The sequence below is a fragment of the Chryseobacterium sp. CP-77 genome (assembly GCF_036362765.1).
GTDB classification, from domain to species: Bacteria; Bacteroidota; Bacteroidia; order Flavobacteriales; family Weeksellaceae; genus Chryseobacterium; species Chryseobacterium cupriresistens.
This window is the reverse complement of the sequence record NZ_CP143637.1, coordinates 3,986,880-4,010,798: the sequence shown is the minus strand read 5'-3', so window position 1 is coordinate 4,010,798 and position 23,919 is coordinate 3,986,880. Positions and strand designations below refer to the sequence as shown.

Annotated in this window: 39 protein-coding genes; 9 read left to right on the top strand and 30 right to left on the bottom strand. The window is 37.2% G+C overall.

Translation table 11 applies throughout. The features are described 5' to 3' along the window. Nucleotides 1-3: 3 nt before the first annotated feature. Entirely contained in the window at nt 4-438 is a 435-nt protein-coding gene (locus tag V0410_RS17935) for a hypothetical protein (protein WP_137905027.1), read from the top strand. A gap of 103 nt (nt 439-541) precedes the next feature. On the opposite strand, the gene rplQ is transcribed toward V0410_RS17935, so the two are convergent. From rplQ to V0410_RS17790, 29 genes are all read right to left on the bottom strand, one after another. Next, nucleotides 542-1,060 carry a 50S ribosomal protein L17 gene (rplQ, locus tag V0410_RS17930; RefSeq protein ID WP_110008555.1) on the bottom strand — a complete coding sequence of 173 codons (519 nt, stop codon included), beginning with the start codon at nt 1,058-1,060 and terminating at the stop codon, nt 542-544. Between the two features lie 6 nt (nt 1,061-1,066). Further along, nucleotides 1,067-2,062 carry a DNA-directed RNA polymerase subunit alpha gene (locus V0410_RS17925; protein WP_047376582.1) on the bottom strand — a complete coding sequence of 332 codons (996 nt, stop codon included), beginning with the start codon at nt 2,060-2,062 and terminating at the stop codon, nt 1,067-1,069. A 33-nt stretch (nt 2,063-2,095) separates the two neighbouring features. Further along, complete coding sequence (gene rpsD, locus V0410_RS17920; RefSeq protein WP_110008554.1) at nt 2,096-2,704, bottom strand: 30S ribosomal protein S4; 609 nt, start codon at nt 2,702-2,704, stop codon at nt 2,096-2,098. Between the two features lie 19 nt (nt 2,705-2,723). Beyond that, a complete protein-coding gene (gene rpsK, locus V0410_RS17915) occupies nt 2,724-3,113 on the bottom strand; it encodes a 30S ribosomal protein S11 (protein ID WP_002983263.1) in 390 nt (129 codons plus the stop codon). A gap of 12 nt (nt 3,114-3,125) precedes the next feature. Beyond that, entirely contained in the window at nt 3,126-3,503 is a 378-nt protein-coding gene (rpsM, locus tag V0410_RS17910; RefSeq protein WP_002983260.1) for a 30S ribosomal protein S13, read from the bottom strand. A 9-nt stretch (nt 3,504-3,512) separates the two neighbouring features. After that, a complete protein-coding gene (gene rpmJ / locus V0410_RS17905) occupies nt 3,513-3,629 on the bottom strand; it encodes a 50S ribosomal protein L36 (RefSeq protein WP_007839480.1) in 117 nt (38 codons plus the stop codon). A 62-nt stretch (nt 3,630-3,691) separates the two neighbouring features. Beyond that, nucleotides 3,692-3,907 carry a translation initiation factor IF-1 gene (infA, locus tag V0410_RS17900; RefSeq protein ID WP_002983257.1) on the bottom strand — a complete coding sequence of 72 codons (216 nt, stop codon included), beginning with the start codon at nt 3,905-3,907 and terminating at the stop codon, nt 3,692-3,694. Nucleotides 3,908-3,910: 3 nt separating this feature from the next. Continuing rightward, nucleotides 3,911-5,290 (bottom strand): preprotein translocase subunit SecY, encoded by a 1,380-nt coding sequence (gene secY, locus V0410_RS17895; RefSeq protein WP_002983253.1) that lies wholly within the window; start codon nt 5,288-5,290, stop codon nt 3,911-3,913. Between the two features lie 9 nt (nt 5,291-5,299). Then, a complete protein-coding gene (gene rplO, locus V0410_RS17890; RefSeq protein ID WP_110008553.1) occupies nt 5,300-5,749 on the bottom strand; it encodes a 50S ribosomal protein L15 in 450 nt (149 codons plus the stop codon). A 21-nt stretch (nt 5,750-5,770) separates the two neighbouring features. Continuing rightward, on the bottom strand, nt 5,771-5,947 hold the full coding sequence (gene rpmD / locus V0410_RS17885) for a 50S ribosomal protein L30 (protein ID WP_029297759.1): 177 nt from the start codon (nt 5,945-5,947) through the stop codon (nt 5,771-5,773). A gap of 11 nt (nt 5,948-5,958) precedes the next feature. Further along, the gene (gene rpsE, locus V0410_RS17880; RefSeq protein WP_002983245.1) at nt 5,959-6,480 is read right to left on the bottom strand and encodes a 30S ribosomal protein S5; all 522 of its coding nucleotides are present in this window, start codon (nt 6,478-6,480) and stop codon (nt 5,959-5,961) included. 19 nt (nt 6,481-6,499) lie between these two features. Then, nucleotides 6,500-6,853 (bottom strand): 50S ribosomal protein L18, encoded by a 354-nt coding sequence (rplR, locus tag V0410_RS17875; RefSeq protein WP_002983242.1) that lies wholly within the window; start codon nt 6,851-6,853, stop codon nt 6,500-6,502. A gap of 15 nt (nt 6,854-6,868) precedes the next feature. Next, complete coding sequence (rplF, locus tag V0410_RS17870) at nt 6,869-7,414, bottom strand: 50S ribosomal protein L6 (protein WP_110008552.1); 546 nt, start codon at nt 7,412-7,414, stop codon at nt 6,869-6,871. Nucleotides 7,415-7,431: 17 nt separating this feature from the next. Continuing rightward, nucleotides 7,432-7,830 (bottom strand): 30S ribosomal protein S8, encoded by a 399-nt coding sequence (gene rpsH, locus V0410_RS17865; protein WP_002983236.1) that lies wholly within the window; start codon nt 7,828-7,830, stop codon nt 7,432-7,434. A gap of 146 nt (nt 7,831-7,976) precedes the next feature. Then, nucleotides 7,977-8,246, bottom strand: coding sequence for a 30S ribosomal protein S14 (gene rpsN, locus V0410_RS17860; protein ID WP_002983233.1), 270 nt, complete (start codon nt 8,244-8,246; stop codon nt 7,977-7,979). 3 nt (nt 8,247-8,249) lie between these two features. Further along, the gene (gene rplE, locus V0410_RS17855; protein WP_034694682.1) at nt 8,250-8,801 is read right to left on the bottom strand and encodes a 50S ribosomal protein L5; all 552 of its coding nucleotides are present in this window, start codon (nt 8,799-8,801) and stop codon (nt 8,250-8,252) included. Nucleotides 8,802-8,812: 11 nt separating this feature from the next. Continuing rightward, on the bottom strand, nt 8,813-9,139 hold the full coding sequence (gene rplX / locus V0410_RS17850; RefSeq protein WP_047427597.1) for a 50S ribosomal protein L24: 327 nt from the start codon (nt 9,137-9,139) through the stop codon (nt 8,813-8,815). A gap of 21 nt (nt 9,140-9,160) precedes the next feature. After that, entirely contained in the window at nt 9,161-9,529 is a 369-nt protein-coding gene (gene rplN / locus V0410_RS17845; protein WP_002983226.1) for a 50S ribosomal protein L14, read from the bottom strand. Nucleotides 9,530-9,531: 2 nt separating this feature from the next. Then, entirely contained in the window at nt 9,532-9,786 is a 255-nt protein-coding gene (gene rpsQ, locus V0410_RS17840; RefSeq protein WP_027371715.1) for a 30S ribosomal protein S17, read from the bottom strand. Nucleotides 9,787-9,798: 12 nt separating this feature from the next. Then, a complete protein-coding gene (gene rpmC / locus V0410_RS17835; RefSeq protein WP_034694678.1) occupies nt 9,799-9,984 on the bottom strand; it encodes a 50S ribosomal protein L29 in 186 nt (61 codons plus the stop codon). Between the two features lie 12 nt (nt 9,985-9,996). After that, nucleotides 9,997-10,422, bottom strand: a complete 426-nt coding sequence (rplP, locus tag V0410_RS17830) for a 50S ribosomal protein L16 (RefSeq protein WP_034694677.1) — start codon at nt 10,420-10,422, stop codon at nt 9,997-9,999. A 98-nt stretch (nt 10,423-10,520) separates the two neighbouring features. After that, nucleotides 10,521-11,270, bottom strand: a complete 750-nt coding sequence (gene rpsC, locus V0410_RS17825; RefSeq protein WP_034694675.1) for a 30S ribosomal protein S3 — start codon at nt 11,268-11,270, stop codon at nt 10,521-10,523. A gap of 7 nt (nt 11,271-11,277) precedes the next feature. Further along, nucleotides 11,278-11,676 (bottom strand): 50S ribosomal protein L22, encoded by a 399-nt coding sequence (gene rplV, locus V0410_RS17820; RefSeq protein ID WP_002983214.1) that lies wholly within the window; start codon nt 11,674-11,676, stop codon nt 11,278-11,280. 2 nt (nt 11,677-11,678) lie between these two features. After that, nucleotides 11,679-11,957, bottom strand: a complete 279-nt coding sequence (gene rpsS / locus V0410_RS17815) for a 30S ribosomal protein S19 (RefSeq protein WP_002983209.1) — start codon at nt 11,955-11,957, stop codon at nt 11,679-11,681. 2 nt (nt 11,958-11,959) lie between these two features. Then, nucleotides 11,960-12,781, bottom strand: a complete 822-nt coding sequence (gene rplB / locus V0410_RS17810) for a 50S ribosomal protein L2 (protein WP_027381305.1) — start codon at nt 12,779-12,781, stop codon at nt 11,960-11,962. 22 nt (nt 12,782-12,803) lie between these two features. Beyond that, nucleotides 12,804-13,094 carry a 50S ribosomal protein L23 gene (gene rplW / locus V0410_RS17805; RefSeq protein ID WP_002983204.1) on the bottom strand — a complete coding sequence of 97 codons (291 nt, stop codon included), beginning with the start codon at nt 13,092-13,094 and terminating at the stop codon, nt 12,804-12,806. A gap of 3 nt (nt 13,095-13,097) precedes the next feature. Next, nucleotides 13,098-13,727, bottom strand: a complete 630-nt coding sequence (rplD, locus tag V0410_RS17800) for a 50S ribosomal protein L4 (protein ID WP_034694672.1) — start codon at nt 13,725-13,727, stop codon at nt 13,098-13,100. Then, nucleotides 13,718-14,344: a 50S ribosomal protein L3 gene (gene rplC / locus V0410_RS17795; protein ID WP_002983195.1), complete on the bottom strand. Its 627-nt coding sequence runs from the start codon at nt 14,342-14,344 to the stop codon at nt 13,718-13,720. Before rplC ends, rplD begins: the two co-directional genes overlap by 10 nt. Before the next feature lie 191 nt (nt 14,345-14,535). Beyond that, complete coding sequence (locus tag V0410_RS17790; RefSeq protein ID WP_330745112.1) at nt 14,536-15,432, bottom strand: LysR family transcriptional regulator; 897 nt, start codon at nt 15,430-15,432, stop codon at nt 14,536-14,538. 131 nt (nt 15,433-15,563) lie between these two features. Here V0410_RS17790 and V0410_RS17785 point away from each other — a divergent pair, with 131 nt between their 5' ends. After that, nucleotides 15,564-15,956, top strand: a complete 393-nt coding sequence (locus tag V0410_RS17785; protein WP_330745111.1) for a rhodanese-like domain-containing protein — start codon at nt 15,564-15,566, stop codon at nt 15,954-15,956. A gap of 17 nt (nt 15,957-15,973) precedes the next feature. After that, on the top strand, nt 15,974-16,417 hold the full coding sequence (locus V0410_RS17780; RefSeq protein ID WP_330745110.1) for a GNAT family N-acetyltransferase: 444 nt from the start codon (nt 15,974-15,976) through the stop codon (nt 16,415-16,417). A gap of 84 nt (nt 16,418-16,501) precedes the next feature. Here the strand turns inward: V0410_RS17780 and V0410_RS17775 are convergent, their stop codons facing one another. After that, the gene (locus V0410_RS17775; RefSeq protein ID WP_330745109.1) at nt 16,502-17,266 is read right to left on the bottom strand and encodes a DeoR/GlpR family DNA-binding transcription regulator; all 765 of its coding nucleotides are present in this window, start codon (nt 17,264-17,266) and stop codon (nt 16,502-16,504) included. A 116-nt stretch (nt 17,267-17,382) separates the two neighbouring features. On the opposite strand from V0410_RS17775, the gene V0410_RS17770 reads away from it, so the two are divergent. The 6 genes from V0410_RS17770 (at nt 17,383) to V0410_RS17745 (ending at nt 23,879) form a co-directional block, all read left to right on the top strand. After that, nucleotides 17,383-18,981: a glycerol-3-phosphate dehydrogenase/oxidase gene (locus V0410_RS17770; protein WP_330745108.1), complete on the top strand. Its 1,599-nt coding sequence runs from the start codon at nt 17,383-17,385 to the stop codon at nt 18,979-18,981. 10 nt (nt 18,982-18,991) lie between these two features. After that, nucleotides 18,992-20,488, top strand: coding sequence for a glycerol kinase GlpK (gene glpK / locus V0410_RS17765; protein ID WP_330745107.1), 1,497 nt, complete (start codon nt 18,992-18,994; stop codon nt 20,486-20,488). A 23-nt stretch (nt 20,489-20,511) separates the two neighbouring features. Continuing rightward, nucleotides 20,512-21,243, top strand: coding sequence for an MIP/aquaporin family protein (locus V0410_RS17760; RefSeq protein ID WP_330745106.1), 732 nt, complete (start codon nt 20,512-20,514; stop codon nt 21,241-21,243). A gap of 5 nt (nt 21,244-21,248) precedes the next feature. Beyond that, nucleotides 21,249-22,061, top strand: a complete 813-nt coding sequence (locus V0410_RS17755; RefSeq protein ID WP_442879152.1) for a hypothetical protein — start codon at nt 21,249-21,251, stop codon at nt 22,059-22,061. A gap of 191 nt (nt 22,062-22,252) precedes the next feature. Continuing rightward, nucleotides 22,253-22,675, top strand: a complete 423-nt coding sequence (locus V0410_RS17750; RefSeq protein ID WP_110008544.1) for a hypothetical protein — start codon at nt 22,253-22,255, stop codon at nt 22,673-22,675. A 226-nt stretch (nt 22,676-22,901) separates the two neighbouring features. Next, the gene (locus V0410_RS17745) at nt 22,902-23,879 is read left to right on the top strand and encodes a hypothetical protein (protein ID WP_330745105.1); all 978 of its coding nucleotides are present in this window, start codon (nt 22,902-22,904) and stop codon (nt 23,877-23,879) included. Nucleotides 23,880-23,919: the final 40 nt, after the last annotated feature.

Sequence of the window (23,919 nt, the reverse complement as noted above, 5' to 3'; positions counted from 1 at the left end):
ATCATGAAAAAAAGTCTTTTAGCACTAGGTGCTGTATTAGCACTGGCAGTAGTCAGCTGTAAAAAAAGTGAAAGCGGAAACAAAAGCGTTATCAAAACAGACAGTTCAGAAACTGTAGTTACAGACAACAACGGAAAGATAGATTCGGTAACACAAAGTTCTTCGACAGTAGATATCAACGGTCAGAAAACTGAGAAAACAGATTTTGTGTATAAAGCTACTGACGGAACACTGGTGAAAGTAGTATTTAAAAACGATCCGAAAGAAAGTACGGTAGCTATTACCAGCAACAAGAAAACGTTTACCTTGCCTAAATCGGAAACCAAAGGAGATGAAACGATTTACAAAAAAGATGATATGACTGCAAGGGTAAAAGGAGACAGCCTTCACCTTGAACAGGGTAACAATATTATTGAGCTGAAAAGAACAAAGATTTAAAATAAAAAATTGTCCTTCCATATTGAGGGACATTTTATTTGAAAAGTATTAAATAAAAAACCATCCGGATTCCGGATGGTTTTTTTATATATCTGAATGAATATTATTCTTCAGTTTTTTCCTCAGTAGTATCAGCTTTAGCTTCTTCTACTTTCTCTTCAACTGCAGGAGCATCAGCAACTACTGCTTCAGCTTTTTTAGCAGTTGTTGATCTTCTGCTTCTTCTTGTAGCTTTTTTCTCTTCAGCATTAGGATTGTAAAGCTCGTTGAAATCTACTAATTCGATAAGAGCAGTATCAGCAGCATCACCTGGTCTGAATCCTGTCTTGATGATTCTTGTATAACCACCGTTTCTTTCAGCGATTTTAGGAGCTACAGTTCTGAATAATTCAGCAACCGCAAATTTATTTTGAAGGTAAGAGAATACTACTCTTCTGTTGTGTGTAGTATCTTCTTTTGCTTTTGTTAATAGAGGCTCAACATATACTCTTAAAGCTTTAGCTTTAGCTACAGTAGTGTTGATTCTTTTATGCTCAATTAGAGAACAAGCCATATTAGAAAGTAAAGCACTTCTGTGAGAAGCTGTTCTTCCTAAGTGATTGAATTTTTTACCGTGTCTCATTATTAATTATTTATCAGCGTCTAACTTATATTTTGCAACGTCGAAACCGAAGTTAAGACCTTTTGAATGCACTAATTCTTCTAGTTCTGTCAAAGATTTTTTACCAAAATTTCTGAATTTCATCAAATCAGACTTACTGTAAGAAACCAGTTCTCCAAGAGTTTCTACTTCAGCCGCTTTCAGACAGTTAAGGGCTCTTACAGAAAGATCCATATCTGCTAATTTAGACTTAAGAAGTTGTCTTGTGTGAAGAGTTTCTTCATCGTACTGGATAGATGCTTTTACAGCTTCAGTTTCAAGCGTGATTCTCTCATCAGAGAATAGCATGAAGTGATAAATTAATATCTTAGAAGCTTCAGTTAAAGCATTCTGAGGGCTGATAGACCCGTCAGTTTCTATATCTAATACAAGTTTTTCGTAGTCTGTTTTTTGCTCTACACGATAATTTTCAATGCTGTATTGTACTTTCTTGATCGGCGTGAAAATAGAGTCAATAGCAATAGTTCCTACAGGAGCATTGTTTGATTTATTTTGTTCAGAAGGAACATACCCTCTACCTTTTTCAATATTGAAAGTAATTTCGAAAGTTACATCACTGTTTAGGTTGCAGATCACTAGATCTGGGTTCAGAACCTCAAATCCATTGATAGACTTTCCTAAATCACCAGCAGTAATAACCGTTTGACCTGAAACTTTAGCAACAACCTGCTCGTTAGCCTGGCCTTCTGCTGCAGCTTTTAATCTTACCTGCTTAAGGTTAAGAATAATTTCGGTAACGTCTTCGATTACTCCTGGAATAGTTGAAAATTCGTGCTCTACACCTTCTATTTTGATAGATGAAATAGCGTATCCTTCCAGAGAAGAAAGCAACACTCTTCTCAAAGCATTACCGATTGTAAGCCCGAAACCTGGTTCTAAAGGTCTGAATTCAAATTGACCTTTAAATTCATCAGAGTTAAGTAAAATTACTTTATCGGGTTTTATGAATTGTAAAATTGCCATATTATTGGGTTGAGCAAAAATTTGATTAAAAAATTATTTAGAGTAAAGTTCGACGATAAGGTTCTCCTTAATGTCCTCCGGAATCTGGATTCTTTCAGGAGCAGAAACGAAAGTTCCTTCTTTCTTCTCATCGTTGAATTGTAACCACTCATAGTTTGACTTAGAAGCCAATGCATTGGTAACAACTTCAAGAGACTTAGACTTTTCTCTTACAGCGATTACATCACCAGCTTTTACCAAGTAAGAAGGGATATTAAGAATTTCCCCGTTCACAGTGATGTGTCTGTGAGAAACCAATTGTCTAGCTCCAGATCTTGTTTTAGCAAAACCTAATCTGTATACTACGTTATCCAATCTTGATTCACAAAGTTGTAATAGAACTTCCCCTGTTACACCTTTACTTCTGTGTGCTTTGTCAAATAGGTTAGCAAACTGTCTTTCTAAAATACCGTAAGTATATTTAGCTTTTTGTTTTTCAGCTAACTGAATTGCATATTCTGATTTTTTAGCACCTCTTCTTTTGTTAGGACCGTGTTGTCCTGGCGGTTGGTTCTTTCTTTTTTCGAAGTTTTTATCATCTCCGTAGATTGCAGCACCAAACTTTCTAGCAATCTTAGTTTTAGGTCCAATATATCTTGCCATAATGGGTAAATTCTAAAAATTAAACTCTTCTTCTTTTTGGTGGTCTACATCCATTGTGTGGCATAGGAGTCACATCAATGATTTCGCTAACTTCAATTCCTGAATTGTGGATAGATCTGATAGCAGATTCTCTACCTGCACCTGGACCTTTCACAAACACCTTTACTCTTCTTAAACCAGCTTCGTGAGCTACAGCAGAGCAATTTTCAGCTGCCATCTGAGCAGCAAATGGAGTATTCTTTTTAGAACCTCTGAAACCCATTTTACCGGCAGAAGCCCAAGAGATAACCTCTCCGTTTTTATTTGTTAAAGAAATGATGATGTTATTGAAAGAAGCCTGAATATGAGCTTCACCAATAGCTTCAACTTTTACTTTTCTTTTCTTAACTACTTTAGTTTGTTTTGCCATAATTCCTAACGATTATTTACTAGCTTTTTTCTTGTTAGCAACAGTTTTTCTCTTCCCTTTACGTGTTCTAGAGTTGTTTTTCGTTCTCTGGCCTCTTAAAGGTAATCCAAGTCTGTGACGTATTCCTCGTTGGCATCCTATGTCCATCAATCTCTTGATGTTCAATTGCACTTCAGATCTCAATTCTCCTTCTACTTTTACGTTTTCAGAGATATATGTTCTGATTGCAGCCAATTCATCGTCATTCCATTCGTTGACTTTCTTGTCTTCGCTGATACCGGCAGCTTTAAGGATTTCAGAAGAAGTACTTCTTCCTACTCCATAGATGTAAGTTAAACCGATAACACCTCTTTTGTTTTTTGGTAAATCAATACCTGCAATTCTCGCCATAATTTAATGTTAACCTTGTCTTTGTTTAAATTTTGGGTTCTTCTTGTTGATTACGAATAGTACACCTTTTCTGCGTACGATTTTGCAATCAGCGCTTCTTTTTTTAATTGATGCTCTTACTTTCATTTTGATAGTATTTATTTTTTACAAATGCCAAATGGAATGGGTATTCCATTTGGCTAATTGTTTTAATATCTAAATGTGATCCTCCCTTTTGTTAAATCATAGGGAGACATTTCTAGTTTTACCTTATCTCCAGGTAAAAGTTTAATATAATGCATTCTCATTTTGCCGGAGATATGAGCAATAAGGATATGCCCATTTTCCAGCTCTACACGGAACATGGCGTTAGAAAGTGCTTCCACGATCACGCCATCTTGTTCAATATGTTTTTGTTTTGCCATAAATTAATATCCAGTCGTTCTTGATAATTTAGACTGCATTAAGCCATCATAATGATGGTTCAGCAGATAAGTATTAATCTGTTGAACTGTATCTAAAATTACACCCACCATAATTAATAATGATGTTCCCCCGAAAAATAGGGCAAACGCATCTGTCTGAACAAAGCTTCCATGCACAATTGCTGGAAGGACTGCAAAGATAGATAAAAAAATTGCACCTGGCAAGGTAATTTTTGATAAAATATCATCTAAATAATCAGCGGTCTCTTTACCGGGTCTTACTTTCGGTACTAAACCTCCATTTCTCTTCAAGTCATCAGCCATCTGGTTTACCGGAATTGTAATCGCAGTATAGAAAAATGAGAAGATAATAATTAATAGCGCAAACAATACGTTGTACTGCCAGCTAAAAACATTCTTGAAACCTGCAAGAAAAGTGTTAGACTCATCGAATTTTGTTAATAATCCTGGTACGAACATCAATGCCTGGGCAAAGATAATCGGCATTACACCAGCAGCATTTACTTTCAATGGAATCCATTGTCTTGCTCCCTGCATAAGATTTCTGTTTACACCTCCTCTTGCTTGAGCTCTGCTTACATACTGAATTGGAATTTTTCTAACAGCTACTGATAAGATTACTGCTAAAAGAACTACCAACATCCAGAATAATACTTCAATAAGGATCATGATAGATCCCATTCCTCCTTTTCCGTTCTGCACGGCCATCTCCTGTACGAATGCCTCAGGTAATCTTGAAAGGATCCCCACCATAATAAGGATAGAGATACCATTTCCGATTCCTTTATCGGTAATCTTTTCACCCAGCCACATTGCGAATACTGAACCGGCAACCAAAATAACAATACTTGGCAACCAGAACATGATTGAATTTGGCTCTACATAGTATGCAGACTGGAACTGAGCATATGGTAAGAATAATTGAGTAATAGAAGTTAAGTAAGAAGGTGCCTGTACCAGACAAACTCCAATTGTTAACCATCTTGTAATTTGGTTCAATGTATTTCTACCTGACTCTCCATCTTTCTGAAGCTTCTGAAGATAAGGAATAGCCATCCCCATCAACTGAACAATAATAGAAGCAGAAATATAAGGCATGATTCCCAACGCCATTACGGAAGCGTGGCTGAAAGCTCCCCCCGTAAACGACGAAAGCAAGCCAAGGAGACCTGCTCCTTGCTTGTTACCGCCTTGATTTTTATAATGCTCTAAGAGATCTCCCACCTCTGCAAGGTTAATTGCAGGAAGCGAGATATAAGATGCGAATCTATACACAAGGATAATCCCTAAAGTAAAGAGAATTTTATCTCTAAGTTCTTTAAGACTCCAAATATTTTTAAGTGTTTGTATAAATTCTTTCATTAGTAAGTATTATAAGGTAATTGCTTTTCCACCTGCTTTAGCAATAAGCTCTTCAGCAGATTTAGTGAATTTGTCAGCAGAGATTGAAACCGCAGATTTCAATTCTCCTCTACCCATAATTTTCACTAATTCGTTTTTAGAAATTATCCCGTTTGCTACTAAAACTTCTTTCGTGATATCTCCGGTGATGGATTTGTTCTCGATTAAAGTCTGGATAGTATCAAGGTTAACTCCTCTAAACTCTTTTCTGTTTACGTTTTTGAATCCGAATTTAGGTAATCTTCTTTGTAAAGGCATCTGTCCACCTTCGAAACCGATTTTTTGAGAATAACCAGCTCTAGCTTTCTGACCTTTGTGTCCTTTTGTTGAAGTACCTCCTTTTCCACTACCTTGACCTCTACCAATTCTCTTTGAGTTGAAAGTAGATCCTGCAGCAGGTTTTATGTTATTTAAATTCATTTTAATTTCTCTTTTATAAAATTATTTTTGAACTTCAAGTAAGTGGCTTACTGCAGCGATCATTCCTAAGATAGAAGGAGTAGCTTCGTGTTCTACAACTTGGTGAAGTTTTTTTAATCCTAATGCTTCAAGCGTTCTCTTTTGGGTTTTTGTTCTACCAATAGCGCTTCTTACTTGCTTTACTTTAATTGTTGCCATTGTTTTAATTATTAACCGTTAAACACTTTACTTAGAGAAATTCCTCTCATTCTAGCGATCTCTTCAGGTCTTCTGATGTCTAATAACGCTTTGAAAGTAGCTTTCACTACGTTGTGAGGGTTAGAAGATCCTTTAGATTTTGAAAGGATATCGTGAATACCAGCAGATTCCAATACCGCTCTTACCGCACCTCCGGCGATCAATCCTGTACCGTGAGAAGCAGGTCTTAGGAAGATATCTGCACCACCGTATCTAGCAGTAGTTTGGTGAGGGATAGTATGGTTCATTACAGGAACTTTCACAAGGTTTTTCTTAGCGTCTTCAACTGCTTTAGCAATTGCAGAAGCAACCTCTTTAGATTTTCCTAAACCGAAACCGATAACACCTTCTTCGTTACCTACTACAACAATAGCAGAAAATCCGAAAGCTCTACCTCCTTTTGTTACTTTTGTTACTCTGTTAACAGCTACGAGACGATCTTTTAATTCTAATCCTCCCGGTTTTACTCTTTCTATATTATCTAGTCCTAACATATTTTCCGAAATTTAATGATTAGAATTTAAGTCCTCCTTCTCTTGCACCATCAGCAAGAGCTTTTACTCTACCGTGGTATACGAATCCGTTTCTGTCAAATACAATACTTTCGATTCCTGCAGCGATAGCTTTAGCAGCGATAGCTTTACCAACAGCAGCAGAAACTTCAGTCTTAGTCCCTTTAGCGTCTACACCTTTCTCTCTTGAAGAAGCTGAAACTAAAGTTTTACCATTTTTATCGTCGATTAACTGAGCGTAAATTTCCTTATTACTTTTGTATACAGATAATCTTGGCAATTCAGAAGATCCAGAGATTTTCCCTCTTACTCTTCTTTTGATTCTTATTCTTTTTTCTAATTTACTTAATGCCATAATACTTATAATTTATTAAGCAGATTTACCAGCTTTACGTCTAACAATTTCTCCTACGAATCTTACACCTTTTCCTTTGTATGGCTCAGGCTTTCTGAAAGAACGGATCTTTGCAGCTACCATTCCTAGAAGTTGGTTGTCGTGAGACGTTAAAGTAATAATTGGGTTTTTACCTTTTTCAGTCAATGTATCCACTTTTACTTCACTTGGAAGTTCTAATACGATACCGTGAGAGAATCCTAAAGCCAACTCAAGTTTTTGACCTGCGTGTGAAGCTCTATATCCTACCCCTACTAGTTCAAGTTTCTTTTCGAAACCTGCACTTACACCAACAATCATGTTGTTGATTAACGCTCTGTATAAACCGTGAAGCGCTTTGTGTTGTTTAGAATCAGATGGTCTGTTTACGTTAAGTTCACCATCTTTTTGTTCTATAGTAATTCCTGCAGTAAGCTCCTGAGAAAGCTCTCCTTTAGCTCCTTTTACAGTTACTACACCGTTGTTTTCAGTGATTGTAACTCCTGCTGGAATTGTTATAATTGCTTTACCAATTCTTGACATTTTCCTCTGATTAAAAATTAATAAACATAGCAGATTACTTCACCGCCTACTTTCTCTTCTCTAGCTTTCTTGTCAGTCATTACTCCTTTAGAAGTAGAGATGATAGAAATACCCAAACCGTTTAGTACTCTTGGAAGCTCAGCTGAACCTTTGTACTGTCTCAAACCTGGTCTAGAAGCTCTTTGAATAGACTTGATAGCCGGTTTGTTAGTTTGCTTATCATACTTTAAAGCGATTTTGATCACTCCTTGAACAGCGTTATCTTCAAACTTGTAGTTTAAGATATACCCTTGATCAAATAAGATCTTAGTAATCTCCTTTTTGATTTTCGATGCAGGAATTTCCACCACTTTGTGGCCTGCGCTTTGTGCGTTCCTTACTCTTGTTAGGAAATCTGAAATTGGATCTGTTACCATTTTTCTTTTATAAATTATTGGTTAAAGAACAATCAGTTTTGCAAAGACTTGAAGAGTAAAATATCAGACTTCAGAAATCTTCGGTCTGATATTTTTATCTTTAGTATCTGAACAACTTAATTGTCCCGATTTTTAATTAGTAATAATTACCAACTAGCTTTTCTTACACCTGGGATAAGACCGTTGTTTGCCATTTCTCTGAAAGTTACTCTGGAAATACCGAACGTTCTCATGTATCCTCTTGGTCTACCTGTTAGTTTACATCTGTTGTGTAATCTTACAGGAGAAGCATTTTTAGGCAATTTTTGAAGTCCTTCGTAATCACCAGCTTCTTTAAGAGCTTGTCTTTTAGCAGCGTATTTAGCAACTAGTGCTTCTCTTTTGCGCTCACGCGCTTTCATTGATTCTTTAGCCATTTCTTAGTTCTTTTTAAATGGTAAACCGAAGTGAGTTAATAATGCTTTAGCTTCTTTATCTGTTTTCGCAGTAGTAACGAAAGTGATGTCCATCCCTTGGATTTTTTTCACTTTGTCAATTACGATTTCAGGGAAGATAATCTGCTCAGTAATACCTAAGTTGTAGTTACCTCTACCATCGAAACCATCAGCTTTGATACCAGAGAAATCTCTGATACGTGGTAAAGCAGAAGCAGTAAGTCTGTCTAAGAATTCATACATCTGGTTTCCTCTTAAAGTAACTTTTGCACCTACAGGCATACCTTTTCTCAATTTGAAAGCAGCTTCGTCTTTCTTAGAGATTGTACCAACAGCCTTTTGACCTGTGATATTTGTAAGCTCTTCTACAGCATAATCAATGATTTTTTTGTCTGCAGTAGCATCACCTAAACCTTGTGATACAACGATTTTCTCTAATTTAGGTACTTGCATTACTGACTTATACCCGAATTCTTCCATCATTGCAGGAACAATTGTCTCTTTATATGCTTTTTTGGGTCTTGCTATATATTCCATGTTAATTCAAATTATAAAGTTTCACCCGTTTTTTTGTTAATTCTTACTTTCTTATCTCCTTCGATTTTGTAACCGATTTTGATAGCTTTTCCGTCTTTACCAACTAAAGCTACGTTTGAGATATGAATAGAAGCTTCCTTCTCAGTAATTCCTCCTTGAGGATTAGAAGCTGAAGGCTTAACGTGTTTTTTAACGATGTTAAGTCCTGCAACGATTACTCTTGGGTCTCTACCTTCTTTCTTGATCACTTCAATAACTTCACCAGTCTTACCTTTGATATCTTTCTTACCAGTAGTAATGATTACGTTATCTCCTCTTTTTATTTTTAACTTTGACATTTCTTTTAAAAATTTTTAAAATTAAAGTACTTCAGGAGCTAATGAAATGATTTTCATATATTCTTTGTCTCTCAACTCACGAGCAACTGGTCCGAAAACACGCGTTCCTCTCATTTCTCCCGCTGCGTTTAGTAATACACAAGCATTGTCGTCGAATTTGATGTATGAACCATCTTTTCTTCTTACTGCTTTCTTAGTTCTTACTACTACAGCTTTAGATACCTGACCTTTTTTAGCGTTTCCAGATGGCGTAGAATCCTTGATCGTAACAACGATTTTATCACCAACTGAAGCATATCTTCTTCTGGTTCCTCCCAGAACTCTGATCACTAGTACTTCTTTAGCACCTGTGTTATCAGCAACTTTTAATCTTGATTCTGTTTGTAACATTATTACTTAGCTTTTTCAATGATTCTTACTAATCTCCATCTCTTGCTCTTGCTCAAAGGTCTAGTTTCCTGGATCAAAACTGTATCACCTTCTGTGCATTCGTTGTTCTCGTCGTGTGCAGTATATTTTTTCGTTTTCAAAACGAATTTACCGTACATCGGGTGCTTTACTCTTGTAGTTTCACTAACAACAATAGTTTTTTCCATTTTATTGCTGGAAACCACTCCGATTCTTTCTTTTCTTAAATTTCTATCCATTGTAAAATGAAATTATTGTTTGTTAGTTAACTCAGTGTTTAGTCTTGCGATTGTTTTTCTCAAATCTCTGATTTGAATCGGGTTTTCAATTGGGCTGATTGCATGAGCCAATTTCAATTTAGAATATTGAGCTTTTGCTTCAGTTAATTGAGCTTGAATATCACCCGCGCTTAAATTTTTAATATCAGCATTTTTCATTGTATTCAAAGATTATAGAGGTTTAACAAAATCGTTAGCAACGATGAATTTAGTAACTACTGGTAATTTTTGTGCAGCAAGTCTAAGAGCTTCTTTCGCAATTTCGTAAGGAACTCCTCCAACTTCGAACATAATTTTACCTGGTTTTACTACAGCTACCCAGTATTCAACAGCACCTTTACCTTTACCCATACGTACTTCCGCTGGTTTTTTAGTAATTGGCTTATCCGGGAAGATTTTGATCCATAGTTGACCTTCTCTCTTCATATATCTTGTCGCAGCGATACGAGCTGCTTCAATCTGTCTTGCAGTGATCCAAGCTCCTTCCGTTGCTTTGATCCCAAAAGTTCCGTAAGCAAGTTGACTACCTCTTTGGGCATTCCCCTTCATCTTCATCTTATGAACTCTACGGAATTTGGTTCTTTTTGGTTGTAACATAATTTCTAAATTTTAGATTTTAGATTTTAGATTTTAGATTTTTTTTAATTTTAAAAAAGTAACGGTAATTTAAAATTCAAAATTTCTAATCTAAAATTTTAATTATTATTGTTATTGTTGTTGTTTTTTCTAGGTCTTCTGTTGTCTCTGTCTCCTCCTCTGTTTCCTCTGTCTGACTGACCTCCTTTTTTCTGTTGTCCCACTAGTGGAGAAAGTTCTCTTTTACCGTAAACTTCACCTTTCATGATCCAAACTTTTACCCCTAGTCTACCGTAAGTAGTGTGAGCTTCTGCCCAGTGGTAATCGATATCAGCTCTGAAAGTTGACAATGGAATTCTTCCTTCTTTGAAAGATTCTGATCTTGCCATTTCAGCTCCGTTTAATCTACCAGAGATTTGAACTTTGATACCTTCAGCACCCATTCTCATAGTACTTGCCATTGCCATTTTAACAGCTCTTCTGTAAGAAATTCTGTTTTCAATTTGCTTAGAAATACTATCAGCAACTAGTACAGCATCTAATTCAGGTCTTTTGATTTCGAAAATGTTGATTTGAATATCCTTACCAGTCAATTTCTTCAACTCTTCTTTCAATTTATCAACTTCCTGACCTCCTTTACCGATGATAAGTCCCGGTCTAGCAGTAGTAATAGTTACTGTAACTAATTTTAAAGTTCTTTCAATATAAATTTTTGAAATACCACCTTTAGATAATCTAGCTTCAAGGTATCTTCTGATTTTGTAGTCTTCAGCGATTCTGTCTCCATAATCGTTTCCACCAAACCAGTTAGAATCCCATCCTCTGATGATACCTAATCTGTTACCAATTGGATTTGTCTTCTGTCCCATACCTTGATTAATTTTCTTTGTTACCTAAGATTAATGTAACGTGGTTAGATCTTTTTCTGATTCTATACCCTCTACCTTGTGGAGCTGGTCTTAGTCTCTTCAATTGTCTTGCACTATCCACAAATATTTCTTTAACGATAAGGTTTGCTTCCTCGATGTCAGCACCTTCGTTTTTCACTTGCCAGTTAGCCATAGCAGAAAGAAGTAATTTCTCTAACTTGTTAGAAGCATCCTTCTTAGAATATTTTAGGATATAAAGTGCTTTGTCTACCTGCTCTCCTCTAATGATATCAGCAACTAATCTCATTTTTCTTGGAGAAGACGGGCAATTATTTAATGAAGCTTTTACAACGTCTTTGTTAGCTTCTTTTCTTGCGATTGAACTATCTTGTTTTCTTGATCCCATGATTATCTGCTTCCTTTGTTTTTGTTACCACCATGACCTCTGAAAGATCTTGTTGGAGAAAATTCGCCTAACTTGTGACCAACCATGTTTTCTGTAACGTAAACCGGGATAAAAGATTTCCCGTTGTGTACAGCAATAGTTTGTCCTACGAAGTCCGGAGAGATCATAGATGCTCTAGACCAAGTTTTGATAACTGTCTTCTTACCAGACTCTATATTTGCCTGAACCTTCTTATCTAAAGTATGATGAATGAACGGTCCTTTTTTAAGTGATCTTGCCATAATTATTTTCTTTTAGATACGATGTAACGGTTAGACACTTTGTTTTTCTTTCTAGTTTTGTAACCTTTAGCCGGTTTACCGTTTCTAGATCTTGGGTGACCTCCTGAAGAACGTCCTTCACCACCACCCATTGGGTGATCTACTGGGTTCATTACAACCGCTCTTGTTCTTGGTCTTCTACCTAACCATCTGCTTCTACCAGCCTTACCTGATACAGTTAATTGGTGATCTGAGTTGGAAACAGAACCAATCATTGCCATACATTCAGTAAGGATCATTCTTGATTCTCCTGAAGGTAACTTGATGATTGCATATTTACCATCTCTTGAAGTTAATTGAGCTGAAGAACCAGCACTTCTTGCTAAAATTGCACCTTGTCCAGGCTTCATTTCAACACAAGAGATTACAGTACCCAATGGAATGTTTTTCAATTTCATTGCGTTACCTACATTTGGTTCAACGCTTTCTCCTGATACTACTTTCTGATCAACTTTGATACCGTTTGGAGCGATGATATATCTCTTCTCTCCGTCTGCGTACTCTAATAAAGCGATAAATGCAGTTCTGTTTGGATCGTATTCTACAGATTTTACAGTGGCTTCAACGTTTGCTTTGTTTCTTTTGAAGTCAATAATTCTGTATTTCTTTTTGTGTCCACCTCCGGTGTAACGCATGGTCATTTTACCTGTTTGGTTACGTCCACCTGACTTTTTAATACCAACTGTTAGAGATTTCTCTGGTTTGTTGGTAGTAATTTCCTCAAAATTGTTTACAATTCTGAATCTCTGTCCCGGGGTGATAGGTTTTAATTTTCTAACAGACATTACTATTATTTATAATTAATAATTAATTTACAGCAAAAATATCGATAACCTCACCTTCAGCAAGTTTGATTACCGCTTTTTTCAATTTATTTGTCTTTCCTACTTGAAGACCTTTTTTAGTGTATTTTGAAGAAACCTTCGGAGCATAAATCATTGTGTTAACGTCTGCTACTTTTACACCGTAAGCTGCTTCAACAGCTTTTTTGATCTCGATTTTATTCGCCTTAGGATTCACTAAGAAAGAATAAGAACCTCTTAAATCTGTAAGGTAATTAGCCTTTTCTGAAATAACTGGTTTAATAATAACTGACATGATTTATTTCTTTAAATTTTCCTGGAATTTTTCAACTGCACCTTCGAAGAAAATGATCTCACCAGCGTTTACTAAATCGTAAGAACTGATCTCGTTGAAGTTCATTACTTTAGTTTTAGGTAAGTTTCTTGAAGATAAATACACATTCTTGTTAGCTTCAGGAAGAACGAATAAAGATTTTTTACCGTTAAGTTCCAATGCATTTAATACATTGATGAAATCTTTAGTCTTAGGAGCGTCAAAGCTCACATCTTCTAAAACTTTAATGCTGTTGTCTCTCATTTTTTGAGATAAAACAGATTTCTTAGCCAATCTCTTAAGAGCTTTGTTCAATTTGAATCTGTAGTCTCTTGGTTTTGGTCCGAATACTCTACCTCCACCTCTGAATACTGGAGATTTGATATCACCGTATCTAGCAGATCCTGATCCTTTTTGCTTCTTAAGCTTTTTAGTAGAAGCAGTAATTTCGCTTCTTTCTTTTGCTTTATGAGTACCTTGTCTTTGAGCAGCAAGATACTGTTTAACTTCTAAGTAAACCGCGTGCTGATTTGGCTCAATTCCGAATACTGTTTCGTCTAGAGTTACTTTTCTTCCGGTCTCTTTTCCTGATGTATTTAATACTACTAGTTCCATTTTCTGATAATTACATAAGAATTTTTAGCTCCCGGAACAGCACCTTTTACTACTAAAAGATTTTGTTCTTGATCAACTTTTAACACTTGAAGGTTTTGAACAGTTACCTGCTTACCTCCCATTCTTCCAGCCATTCTCATCCCTTTGAATACTCTTGAAGGGTCTGAACCAGCACCGATAGAACCTGGAGCTCTAAGTCTGTTGTGCTGACCATGAGTTGCCTGCATTACACCTCCAAATCCGTGTCTCTTAACAACACCCTGGAAGCCTTTACCTTTTGAAGTTCCTGTTACGTCAACATATTCACCTTCAGCGAATAAATCAACTTTTACTTCTTCTCCTACTTTTACTTCATCAACGAATTCTCTGTAGAATTCAACTAATTTAGCTTTAGGAGCAGAACCAGCCTTTTTAAAATGACCAGCTAACGCTTTACCAACGTTCTTCTCACTCTTGTCATCGAAACCTAACTGAACAGCTTTATAACCGTCTTTTTCTAAGGTTCTGACCTGTAAAACCGAGCATGGACCAGCTTGGATAACTGTACAAGGAATGTTTTTTCCTTCTTCGTTAAACAAAGATGTCATACCGATTTTTTTACCAATAATACCTGACATTGTTTATATTATAATAAAATTTATCCTTTATTTATCCCCATTTTTCGGAAGTCTGAAGTAATTTCTACTTTTGATATAGGCATACTACGCCCCTAAAATGAGTGTGCAAATTTATGAATAATTTTGTAACTGACAAATATTTCGACTAAAATATTTTGATTTTTAATCATTTAGCAGTTTCAGAAAAAAAACTATCCAAAATTTTGAAAATATTCTTTGAAGTTCAAAAGAAAGTCATTAATATATTTTTTTCCGGCATCCGATTTTCTTATTACCAGATAATGTTTTCTTTTTAAACCCTTACTTCCGATTTTTTTAAATTTCAGCTCATCAGACAGCCTGAATGAATGCAATGCCCATTTCGGCATACAGGTAATCCCCATATTGGCCTGCACCATTTCCAAAGTAACTTCTGTTAACGGAACTGCTGAAATCTTCACAGGCATCATTCCGCTAGGATTAAGGAACCGATCGTAAACAGAAACGGTTTCTAAAGGAAAAGAATGAATGATTAAATGAGCATCCCGAAAATCCTCAGCACTAAGATATTCAGTATCATTTAAAAGGTTTTCCTGATGAATTACTGCAAAAACTTCATCCTCAAAAATCTCAATGCAGATCAATTCATTATTACCGGCAGGTTTTGAAGTGACCACTGCAATATCAATTTCATTGGATATGATTTTTTCCACAGGCTTATGAGTCGCTTCCAATACCAGATCCACTTCAATCTCCGGATATAATACTTTCATTTTCTGAATAAATAACGGCAGTCCCTGATAGAATGAGTAGCATTCTGTACTGATTTTTATGGTACCCGCCGCTCCGGCTCTTATCTGCTGAATCTCATTCAGACCATTCCCGATACTATCTATTACCGTACATGCAGTTTTGTAAAGCACACTTCCCTCCTCAGTAAGCTCCCATTTGTTCCTTGCCCTGTAAAACACTTTAAACCCGAGCTGGATTTCCAGATCTTTAAGCTGATGGCTTAATGCTGACTGTGTCAAAAAAAGTTTTTCAGAAGAACCTGCAATACTCCCTTCCTCCGCAATTGTTTTAATAAGTTTTAAAAACTTGATTTCCATAGCGCAAAGTTAATCATATAACAAAAAACACTATCTGAAAATATTTCATTTAACACTGCAGAACATTCAATTTCAATCTTAGGAAAAGAATAAACCCAATCATAGCTTTGCACTACAAACAATTTAACAGTATGCAAGAACAAATTGAATTCTACCAGAAAAAATTAATGTATGAAATGGATCCTTCAGATTTATATGATGTATTTCAAAACAGTACAGAGTATATAGCAGTAGATACAAGAAAACCAGATGGCTACAGCAAAGAGCACATCCCATCTGCAATTAATCTGCCGCATCGCGAAATGACAGAAGAAAGCACCCGGCACCTTGACAAGTCAAAAATATATGTCTGCTACTGCGACGGGATAGGCTGTAATGCTTCCACAAAAGGGGCTTTAAAAATGACCCAATTAGGATTTAAGGTTATGGAATTAATAGGAGGAATTGAATGGTGGAAATTTGATGGCTATGCCACAGAAGGAACAGACCCTACCAATGGTTCCACTTTTGTATGCGCCTGCTAATCCATCAACAAAAAGATATGAAGATAAGATTCGCCGAAGAAAAAGACATAAGTTCCATTATTGAATTGTGTAAAGACCATGCGCACTACGAAAGAAACTTTTTTAACGAAGAAAACAAAAAGGTACAGCTCGCTAAATACCTCCTGGATCCGGATTCCCACATAAAATGTCTGGTTGCAGAATCTGATACTGAAATATCAGGATATGCAACATTTTTCAAACAGTTCTCCACCTGGGACGCAGGTTACTATATGTATGTTGACTGCTTATTCCTAAAAGAGAATGTAAGGGGAAACGGAACAGGAAAACAAATAATGGAATTAATAAAAAGCCACTCACAAGAAGAAGGCTGCTCCATAATTCAATGGCAAACCCCGGATTTTAATACAAGAGCCATTAAATTCTACACTGTGCTTGGAGCGGAAAGAAAAAACAAAAAGAGATTTTTCTGGAAAGTATAAGTCAAATGATTTCTATTTTAAAATAGAGACTGCCTGAAGTCAGACGGTCTCTATTTTTAACTATTTGATTAAGCCGAATACAGCCTATTTTACAATAACCGTAACCCCTCTCTCTTCCAACGCGGACCGGTCTTCTTTACCGATACCATTATCTGTGATCAGATAATCTACTTCGTCCAATGAGGCGATTTTACCAAACCCCTTCTTATTCAGTTTGGACGAATCTGCCAAAACAACTGTCTTATCCGCACACTCAATCATAACCTGATTAAGATGAGCCTCTGCGGCATTGGAGGTACTGATTCCAAATTCAAGATCAATACCGTCTACCCCCAGAAAAAGTTTATTACAGGAAAACTGTTTGAGAATTCCTTCCGAAATGGATCCTACAATTGAAGTTGAACTTTTCCTCACCTCCCCTCCCAGTTGGATCACATTAATATTAGGATTGTTACAAAGCTCAATAGCCACCCTCAATGAGGACGTTAAAACAGTAAGCGAATTGAAATTCACAAGCATTCTGGCAAGATAATGCATCGTTGTTCCGGACGCCAATATAATACAGTCATTTTCCTGAATCAGTGATAATGCCGCTTTGGCAATAATCTGCTTCGCTTCCACATTGATGTTTTCTTTCTCCCCGACGTTTTTCTCGTAAGCATATCTTACCTGCTTACTTGCTCCTCCATGATTCCTGAAAAGAAGCCCCAGGCTTTCGAGATAGTTAAGATCCTTTCGGATCGTAACTGAAGAAACATTGAGCTTTTCGCACAGATCCTGAACAAGTACATGCCCTTTCTCATCCAGCTCTTTAAGTATTTCATCCTGCCTTGGTAATAGCTTTTCCATTTTATTCGTTTCATCAAAATTACCGATTTTTTCCGATATTTTAAAATTTCATTTATTTTCTTTTTGCTTTCATTTTTAATTTATATATTTGAAAACGAAACATAAACGAAACATTTATGAAACGAAACGAAGAACTCAGTAAGTTAACCAATGTAAAAGAATGGGACTTTATTGTCATAGGAGGAGGAGCCAGTGGTTTAGGTTCAGCATTAGATGCGGTAAGCAGGGGATTCAAAACTTTATTGCTTGAATCTCATGACTTCGCAAAAGCAACATCCAGCAGAAGTACCAAATTGGTACACGGCGGAGTTAGATATCTCGCTCAGGGAGATGTCGGATTGGTAAAAGAAGCATTAAAAGAAAGAGGACTCTTAGCAAAGAACGCAGCACATATTGTAAAAAATCAGTCTTTTATTATTCCTAACTATACCTGGTGGGGAGGAATCTATTATAAGATAGGACTATCTGTTTATGATTTTCTTGCCGGAAAATTGAGCTTAGGTAAAACGAAATACATCAGCAAATCAAAAACCATCGAAAAGCTTCCCACTATTGAACAAAATCACTTAATGAGTGGAGTTGTTTACCAGGACGGACAGTTTGACGATGCCAGACTTGCGATCAACCTTACCCAGACTATTATTGAAAAAGGCGGAAGTGCTGTCAACTATGTTAAAGTAATCAACCTTTTGAAAGATGATTCGGATAAAATAATCGGTGTAGTTGCAGAAGACCAGTTTTCTAAACAACAATATCAGATCCATGGTAAAGTAGTGATCAATGCAACAGGTGTGTTTACAAATGACATTCTGAACATGAACAACCCTAAACATGGTAAACTTGTGGTACCAAGCCAGGGAATTCACCTCGTACTGGATAAATCATTCCTGAAAAGTGATGATGCCATCATGATTCCAAAAACATCGGACGGCAGAGTGTTATTTGTTGTTCCATGGCATGACAGAGCTTTGGTAGGAACTACAGACACCCTTCTGAAGGATGAAAGCTTTGAGCCTCGTGCACTGGAAGAGGAAATCAGTTTTGTATTGAATACAGCGAGACAATATTTAGCTAAAAAACCGACACGTGAAGATGTAAAATCTGTTTTCGCAGGTCTTCGTCCGCTTGCCGCTCCTAAAGACGGAAGCAAAAGTACAAAAGAAGTATCAAGAAGCCATAAAGTCATTACTTCAGAGACCGGATTAGTTTCTATTATCGGAGGGAAATGGACTACCTACCGTAAAATGGCAGAAGATACCGTAAACGAAGCCATGAAAGTTCACAGATTGGGAAACAGCCCATCTAAAACAGAACATCTTTCCATCCATGGAAATGTAAAACCGGAACAGGTAGACAGAACCAATCACCTATATGTTTACGGATCTGATATTCCGGCTATCAAAGCCTTACAACAAAGCAATCCGCGTTACGCACAGAAGATCCACCCGGATCACCCTTTCACTGTAGCAGAAGTGGTATGGGCTGTAAGAGCAGAAATGGCAGAAACCATTGAAGATATTCTGGCAAGAAGAGTACGTTTATTATTCCTGGATGCCAGAGCTGCTATAGACAGCGCACACAATGTAGCAAGAATCATTGCTGAAGAAAAAGGATATTCTGAAGAATGGGCGCAGCAGCAGGAAAATGAATTCATTGAACTGGCAAGAGGATATTTACTGACTCCTTATTCACCTAAAATAATCAACCTAAATTAGCATTATATACATGAATGAAAAACTAATTCTCGCTCTAGACCAGGGAACAACTTCCTCCAGAGCGATTCTCTTCAATCACAGTGGAGAAATAGAATATGTATCTCAAAAAGATTTCAGACAAATATTTCCTACTCCGGGTTGGGTAGAACACGATCCAAACGAAATCTGGTCTTCACAGATCTCTGTAGCAGCTGAAGTTATTGCAAAGGCAGGAATCTCAGGACTGGAAGTTGCAGCCATCGGAATAACCAACCAACGTGAAACTACAATCGTTTGGGATAAGGAAACCGGTGAACCCATCTACAATGCCATTGTATGGCAAGACAGGAGAACTTCAAAATACTGCGACGAGCTGAAAGAACAGGGACATGCAGAAACCATCAAAGAAAAAACAGGACTGGTTCTGGATGCGTACTTTTCAGCGACCAAGCTGAAATGGATTCTTGATCATGTAGAAGGAGCAAGACAGAAAGCCGAAGAAGGAAAATTATGCTTCGGAACCGTTGATACCTGGCTTGTATGGAAACTTACCCGCGGAAAAATGTTTATCACAGATGTTTCCAATGCCAGCAGAACAATGCTTCTGAATATTCATACTTTAGAATGGGATAATGATTTATTAGAATTGTTTGACATTCCTAGAAACATTCTTCCTGAAGTAAAGCAAAGCAGTGAGATATACGGAGAGACCGCTACTACTCTATTCTCTACCAAAATTCCAATCGCGGGTATTGCCGGCGATCAGCAGGCAGCTTTATTCGGACAGATGTGCACCACTCCGGGAATGGTAAAAAACACTTACGGAACAGGATGTTTCTTATTAATGAACACAGGAACGGAAGCCGTTTCTTCTAAGAACAACCTTCTTACAACAGTAGCCTGGAAAATCAATGGAGAAGTCAACTACGCTCTGGAAGGAAGTGTATTCGTAGGAGGTGCGGCTATTCAATGGCTAAGAGATGGTCTTAAGCTTATTCATTCTTCTGATGAAATCAATAAACTGGCAGCTTCTGTACCCGATAATGGTGGTGTTTACTTCGTACCTGCACTGACAGGTCTTGGCGCTCCTTACTGGGATCAGTATGCCCGCGGAACGATTGTAGGAATTACCCGTGGAACTACTGATGCACACATCGCAAGAGCAACATTGGAAGGAATAGCCTTTCAGGTGTATGATATTGTAAAAGCAATGGAAGCCGATTCCGGAAGGGCGAGTCTTGAATTAAGAGTAGACGGCGGTGCTTCTGCAAGTGATCTTCTGATGCAGATCCAGTCTGACTTATTCGGATTTAAAATAACAAGACCAAAAACATTGGAAACTACCGCCCTTGGTGCAGCCTACCTTGCAGGGCTTGCAGTAGGATACTGGAAAAGTATTGACGAAATCCAGGAACAATGGATTGTAGACAAAGACTTCCACCCTCAATTAAACAGAGAACAAGTGGATAAAATGACCCACTTCTGGAAGAAAGCAGTAAAAAGCGCTCAAAGCTGGATAGAAGATTAACTCACTCATCAAAAAAAACTTATATGACCCCATTTATTGCAGAAGTTATCGGAACGATGCTTCTTATATTGTTAGGCAACGGTGTTGTAGCCAATGTTGTCTTAAAAGATACGAAAGGAAATAATTCCGGATGGATTGTTATTACTACCGCATGGGCACTGGCCGTATTTGTTGGAGTAACCGTTGCAGGGCCAATAAGTGGGGCCCATCTGAATCCGGCTGTAACCATTGGTCTTGCGACTGCAGGAAAGTTTTCATGGGACCTGGTTCCCTCTTATATTGCAGCGCAAATGATTGGAGGAATGCTGGGTGCATTTCTGGTATGGCTGTTTCATAAAGACCATTTTGCGATTACGGAAGATGAAGGAGCAAAACTGGCATGTTTCAGTACAGGCCCGGCTATCAGAAAAACATCTTCCAATCTTATCAGTGAGATTATCGGGACGTTTGTACTGGTATTCTGTGTCTTCTACTTTGCAGATCCAAGTATTTCTTTACAGGCAGATCCAACAGCCAAAGTAGGATTGGGTTCTATTGGAGCCATTCCTGTTACGTTTGTAGTGTGGGCAATAGGCTTATCTCTGGGAGGAACTACAGGCTATGCCATTAACCCGGCACGAGATCTTGCACCAAGAATTATGCATGCCATCTTACCTGTAAAAGGAAGCAGTGACTGGGGCTATGCGTGGATTCCTGTAGTAGGTCCGGTTACCGGAGCGATTATCGCAGCAGTATTATATGGATTTTTAAAATAAGACACATGATGAAAAAAATCTTAAAAGGGATCTTCTTTCTTGCTTTAGGGACAGGAAAGCTATTTTCACAGGAAAGTGCTGAAACCACGGAATCGAAAGAAGGAAGACTTGATTTTACGGCCAACATTCAGAACAATCATTTATGGAGAGGCCTTATTATTACTGATAAGCCTGTTGTAATGGGAAACCTGTCGTATGCCCTGGATGCAGAGAAAAAATGGAAGGTAGGAATCTGGGGAGCATCTGCACTGGCGGATGATAAAGACAACACCCATTATAAAGAGATCAATTATTATATTCAATATTCTGACGGACGTTTTTATATTGGGCTATGGGATCTTTACAATTCCCGAAACATCAATACTGCAGTGGCTGCGGACGATATTTTCAGTTATTCACAGAGAAGAACTGCCCATATTATTGATTTAAGAACCAACTATACTTTCGGGCCATCATTCCCGATCAATATTGAGGCTGATATCATGCTGTATGGAGGAGCCAATGCAGGAGAAGTAATTCTGGAAGCTGATGGAAGTTATAAAAAGAACAGATATTCTACCTATGTACAGGCAAGCTATCCTGTCATCAAAGGACAGAAAGTCAATCTCGATGCATTCGTAGGAGCAGGATTCGCTCTCAACGACAAAACCTTTTTATATGGCAATGGCCAAAACAGCTTTGACATCGTAAATGTAGGCCTAAAGGCCGGAAAGGTAGTAAAGATTACTGATCATTACAGTCTTCCTGTAACCATGATGGCGATGTGGAATCCATCGAATAAGTTTGCAAGGATTCAGCTTGCGGCAACAGTTTTTTAATCTGATTTTAATTCAATTATAGAAAGCCACTTCTTTTCAGGAGTGGTTTTATTGTTATAAAAAGCTACCTATCAAATCAAAATTCATACTGCTTTCAGTGAAAGAGATTTTACACAACGTATCATTTAAACAACCGTGTTTTTACGGTGAATGTTTTTGCATAAAAATTTTTACATTTGAAAAAAATATCTATGAAAAAGTTTTTCAGTGTAATGATTCTGTGTATCAGTATTTTTACGTGGGCACAGCAGACAGAGCTTCCTTTTATCGGATACAGAGCTTTTGACATCCTGAAAGGATATAGCGGCACCGGTACTCCTCATTATTATCTGGATGTGAAAAATAATGGTGATGTATATTTTGGGTATGTCCAGATCAATCAGGCTAGCGGAGAAGAAACCACGGAAGAAATCAATGCAGGGAAATATGCTCCTAATAAGGTCATGAAAGTGGTCTTTAAAAAATATGAGGAAACGTTTTTCCTGAAATTTGATAAAGATAAAATCTACCTTACCGATGAAAAGGGAAATGTTAAAAACCTTGAAGGCTGCTGCTCATCTTCTGACAGCATCAAAAAAGAAACCTGTACCTGCGAAAGCGAATTTTTTAAGTAGTACAATAATATAGAGAGAAAGCCACTCCATCAGGGGTGGTTTTCTTGTTGTTGGGAAACCACCCCGTAATTGTAAAAAGGTAACACTGTAGTTTTCCGTGAGCAAAAACTTTATACATTTGTAACGCCTCACCTTCATATCATTGGCTTTCATTTATTCAATCACCGGGATTTTACGGTTTATATTCTGCCAAAATATCTTTAATTTTGAAGGGTGATTTACACCAATGAAACATTTAAAAATTTTATTTCTATTTCTTCTTTTCCTTATTGCATCATGCAGCAGGAAAGAGAATCATCCTTACACGTTTTATTACTGGAAAACCAAACTGAAGCTTGATAATGCAGAAAAGAAAGCATTGGATAAAGCTACGATTCCTTATTTGTACACCAGATTTTTTGATGTAGATAAGGTGAATGGGAAATTTCAACCTGTTGCAGTAATCACCAAAGACCCAAGTTTTCAGACAGACAAACAGATTGTTCCTACGGTTTTCATTACCAATCAGACCTTGCTGGGCATTTCTGCAGAAGAGATCAGATTTCTGGCAGAAAGCATTCATCTTTTAATTCAGAAGAAAGCAATAGAATATCAACTGAAAACCAGCAATGAAATTCAAATTGACTGTGACTGGACTGCGGGAACACGGAATGATTATTTTAAATTTCTGAAAGAACTCAAAAGAATTTCCGGAAAAGAAATTACCTGTACCCTTCGCCTTCATCAGGTGAAAGATAAAAAGCAGACCGGAATTCCTCCCGTAGGAAAAGTATATCTGATGTGCTACTCTACTTCATCGCCTCTTGAAAACTCTGACAAGAATTCTATCCTGGATGTAAATATTCTGAAAAGCTATCTTTCAAAAATGGAAGATTACCCTATCAAAAATGTTGAAGTGGCACTTCCCATATATTCATGGGGAATTGTTACCAATCATTTAGGAAAACACAGACTTATTAATGCCTTATCGAAAAGAGATCTGGAAAACTCCAGTTTCAAAAAGATTTCAGATCACGAAGTTGAAGTCATGAAAGACGGATTCTACTTTGGAAGTTATTTGAATAAAGGTTTCAAAATAAAGGCAGAGGAAATATCTGAAGAACAGCTTAATGATGTTATTGGGTTTTTACAGAAAAAAATCCCGCATTTTAATATCATTTATTATCAATTAGATAGTAAATTTGTGTCAGACCGGAAATTTTAATCTCCTGGAGATAGAGGCACACTTGCCAGAACACTACCAT

Excerpts from the sequence above, each read along its gene's own strand:
- V0410_RS17935 (WP_137905027.1), top strand. The coding sequence starts at position 4 with ATGAAAAAAAGTCTTTTAGCACTAGGTGCTGTATTAGCACTGGCAGTA.
- rplQ (WP_110008555.1), bottom strand. The coding sequence starts at position 1,060 with ATGAGACACGGTAAAAAATTCAATCACTTAGGAAGAACAGCTTCTCAC.
- V0410_RS17925 (WP_047376582.1), bottom strand. The coding sequence starts at position 2,062 with ATGGCAATTTTACAATTCATAAAACCCGATAAAGTAATTTTACTTAAC.
- rpsD (WP_110008554.1), bottom strand. The coding sequence starts at position 2,704 with ATGGCAAGATATATTGGACCTAAAACTAAGATTGCTAGAAAGTTTGGT.
- rpsK (WP_002983263.1), bottom strand. The coding sequence starts at position 3,113 with ATGGCAAAACAAACTAAAGTAGTTAAGAAAAGAAAAGTAAAAGTTGAA.
- rpsM (WP_002983260.1), bottom strand. The coding sequence starts at position 3,503 with ATGGCGAGAATTGCAGGTATTGATTTACCAAAAAACAAAAGAGGTGTT.
- rpmJ (WP_007839480.1), bottom strand. The coding sequence starts at position 3,629 with ATGAAAGTAAGAGCATCAATTAAAAAAAGAAGCGCTGATTGCAAAATC.
- infA (WP_002983257.1), bottom strand. The coding sequence starts at position 3,907 with ATGGCAAAACAAAAACATATTGAACAAGATGGCGTGATCGTGGAAGCA.
- secY (WP_002983253.1), bottom strand. The coding sequence starts at position 5,290 with ATGAAAGAATTTATACAAACACTTAAAAATATTTGGAGTCTTAAAGAA.
- rplO (WP_110008553.1), bottom strand. The coding sequence starts at position 5,749 with ATGAATTTAAATAACATAAAACCTGCTGCAGGATCTACTTTCAACTCA.
- rpmD (WP_029297759.1), bottom strand. The coding sequence starts at position 5,947 with ATGGCAACAATTAAAGTAAAGCAAGTAAGAAGCGCTATTGGTAGAACA.
- rpsE (WP_002983245.1), bottom strand. The coding sequence starts at position 6,480 with ATGTTAGGACTAGATAATATAGAAAGAGTAAAACCGGGAGGATTAGAA.
- rplR (WP_002983242.1), bottom strand. The coding sequence starts at position 6,853 with ATGGCATTAAGTAAATTAGAAAAAAGAATAAGAATCAAAAGAAGAGTA.
- rplF (WP_110008552.1), bottom strand. The coding sequence starts at position 7,414 with ATGTCAAGAATTGGTAAAGCAATTATAACAATTCCAGCAGGAGTTACA.
- rpsH (WP_002983236.1), bottom strand. The coding sequence starts at position 7,830 with ATGGTAACAGATCCAATTTCAGATTTCCTAACAAGAGTAAGGAACGCA.
- rpsN (WP_002983233.1), bottom strand. The coding sequence starts at position 8,246 with ATGGCTAAAGAATCAATGAAAGCGCGTGAGCGCAAAAGAGAAGCACTA.
- rplE (WP_034694682.1), bottom strand. The coding sequence starts at position 8,801 with ATGGAATATATAGCAAGACCCAAAAAAGCATATAAAGAGACAATTGTT.
- rplX (WP_047427597.1), bottom strand. The coding sequence starts at position 9,139 with ATGTCAAAGTTAAAAATAAAAAGAGGAGATAACGTAATCATTACTACT.
- rplN (WP_002983226.1), bottom strand. The coding sequence starts at position 9,529 with ATGTTACAAACAGAATCAAGATTAAAAGTTGCTGATAACACAGGTGCT.
- rpsQ (WP_027371715.1), bottom strand. The coding sequence starts at position 9,786 with ATGGATAGAAATTTAAGAAAAGAAAGAATCGGAGTGGTTTCCAGCAAT.
- rpmC (WP_034694678.1), bottom strand. The coding sequence starts at position 9,984 with ATGAAAAATGCTGATATTAAAAATTTAAGCGCGGGTGATATTCAAGCT.
- rplP (WP_034694677.1), bottom strand. The coding sequence starts at position 10,422 with ATGTTACAACCAAAAAGAACCAAATTCCGTAGAGTTCATAAGATGAAG.
- rpsC (WP_034694675.1), bottom strand. The coding sequence starts at position 11,270 with ATGGGACAGAAGACAAATCCAATTGGTAACAGATTAGGTATCATCAGA.
- rplV (WP_002983214.1), bottom strand. The coding sequence starts at position 11,676 with ATGGGATCAAGAAAACAAGATAGTTCAATCGCAAGAAAAGAAGCTAAC.
- rpsS (WP_002983209.1), bottom strand. The coding sequence starts at position 11,957 with ATGGCAAGATCACTTAAAAAAGGACCGTTCATTCATCATACTTTAGAT.
- rplB (WP_027381305.1), bottom strand. The coding sequence starts at position 12,781 with ATGTCTGTTAGAAAATTAAAACCTATCACCCCGGGACAGAGATTCAGA.
- rplW (WP_002983204.1), bottom strand. The coding sequence starts at position 13,094 with ATGTCAGTTATTATTAAACCAGTTATTTCAGAAAAGGCTAATTACCTT.
- rplD (WP_034694672.1), bottom strand. The coding sequence starts at position 13,727 with ATGGAACTAGTAGTATTAAATACATCAGGAAAAGAGACCGGAAGAAAA.
- rplC (WP_002983195.1), bottom strand. The coding sequence starts at position 14,344 with ATGTCAGGTATTATTGGTAAAAAAATCGGTATGACATCTTTGTTTAAC.
- V0410_RS17790 (WP_330745112.1), bottom strand. The coding sequence starts at position 15,432 with ATGGAAATCAAGTTTTTAAAACTTATTAAAACAATTGCGGAGGAAGGG.
- V0410_RS17785 (WP_330745111.1), top strand. The coding sequence starts at position 15,564 with ATGCAAGAACAAATTGAATTCTACCAGAAAAAATTAATGTATGAAATG.
- V0410_RS17780 (WP_330745110.1), top strand. The coding sequence starts at position 15,974 with ATGAAGATAAGATTCGCCGAAGAAAAAGACATAAGTTCCATTATTGAA.
- V0410_RS17775 (WP_330745109.1), bottom strand. The coding sequence starts at position 17,266 with ATGGAAAAGCTATTACCAAGGCAGGATGAAATACTTAAAGAGCTGGAT.
- V0410_RS17770 (WP_330745108.1), top strand. The coding sequence starts at position 17,383 with ATGAAACGAAACGAAGAACTCAGTAAGTTAACCAATGTAAAAGAATGG.
- glpK (WP_330745107.1), top strand. The coding sequence starts at position 18,992 with ATGAATGAAAAACTAATTCTCGCTCTAGACCAGGGAACAACTTCCTCC.
- V0410_RS17760 (WP_330745106.1), top strand. The coding sequence starts at position 20,512 with ATGACCCCATTTATTGCAGAAGTTATCGGAACGATGCTTCTTATATTG.
- V0410_RS17755 (WP_442879152.1), top strand. The coding sequence starts at position 21,249 with ATGATGAAAAAAATCTTAAAAGGGATCTTCTTTCTTGCTTTAGGGACA.
- V0410_RS17750 (WP_110008544.1), top strand. The coding sequence starts at position 22,253 with ATGAAAAAGTTTTTCAGTGTAATGATTCTGTGTATCAGTATTTTTACG.
- V0410_RS17745 (WP_330745105.1), top strand. The coding sequence starts at position 22,902 with ATGAAACATTTAAAAATTTTATTTCTATTTCTTCTTTTCCTTATTGCA.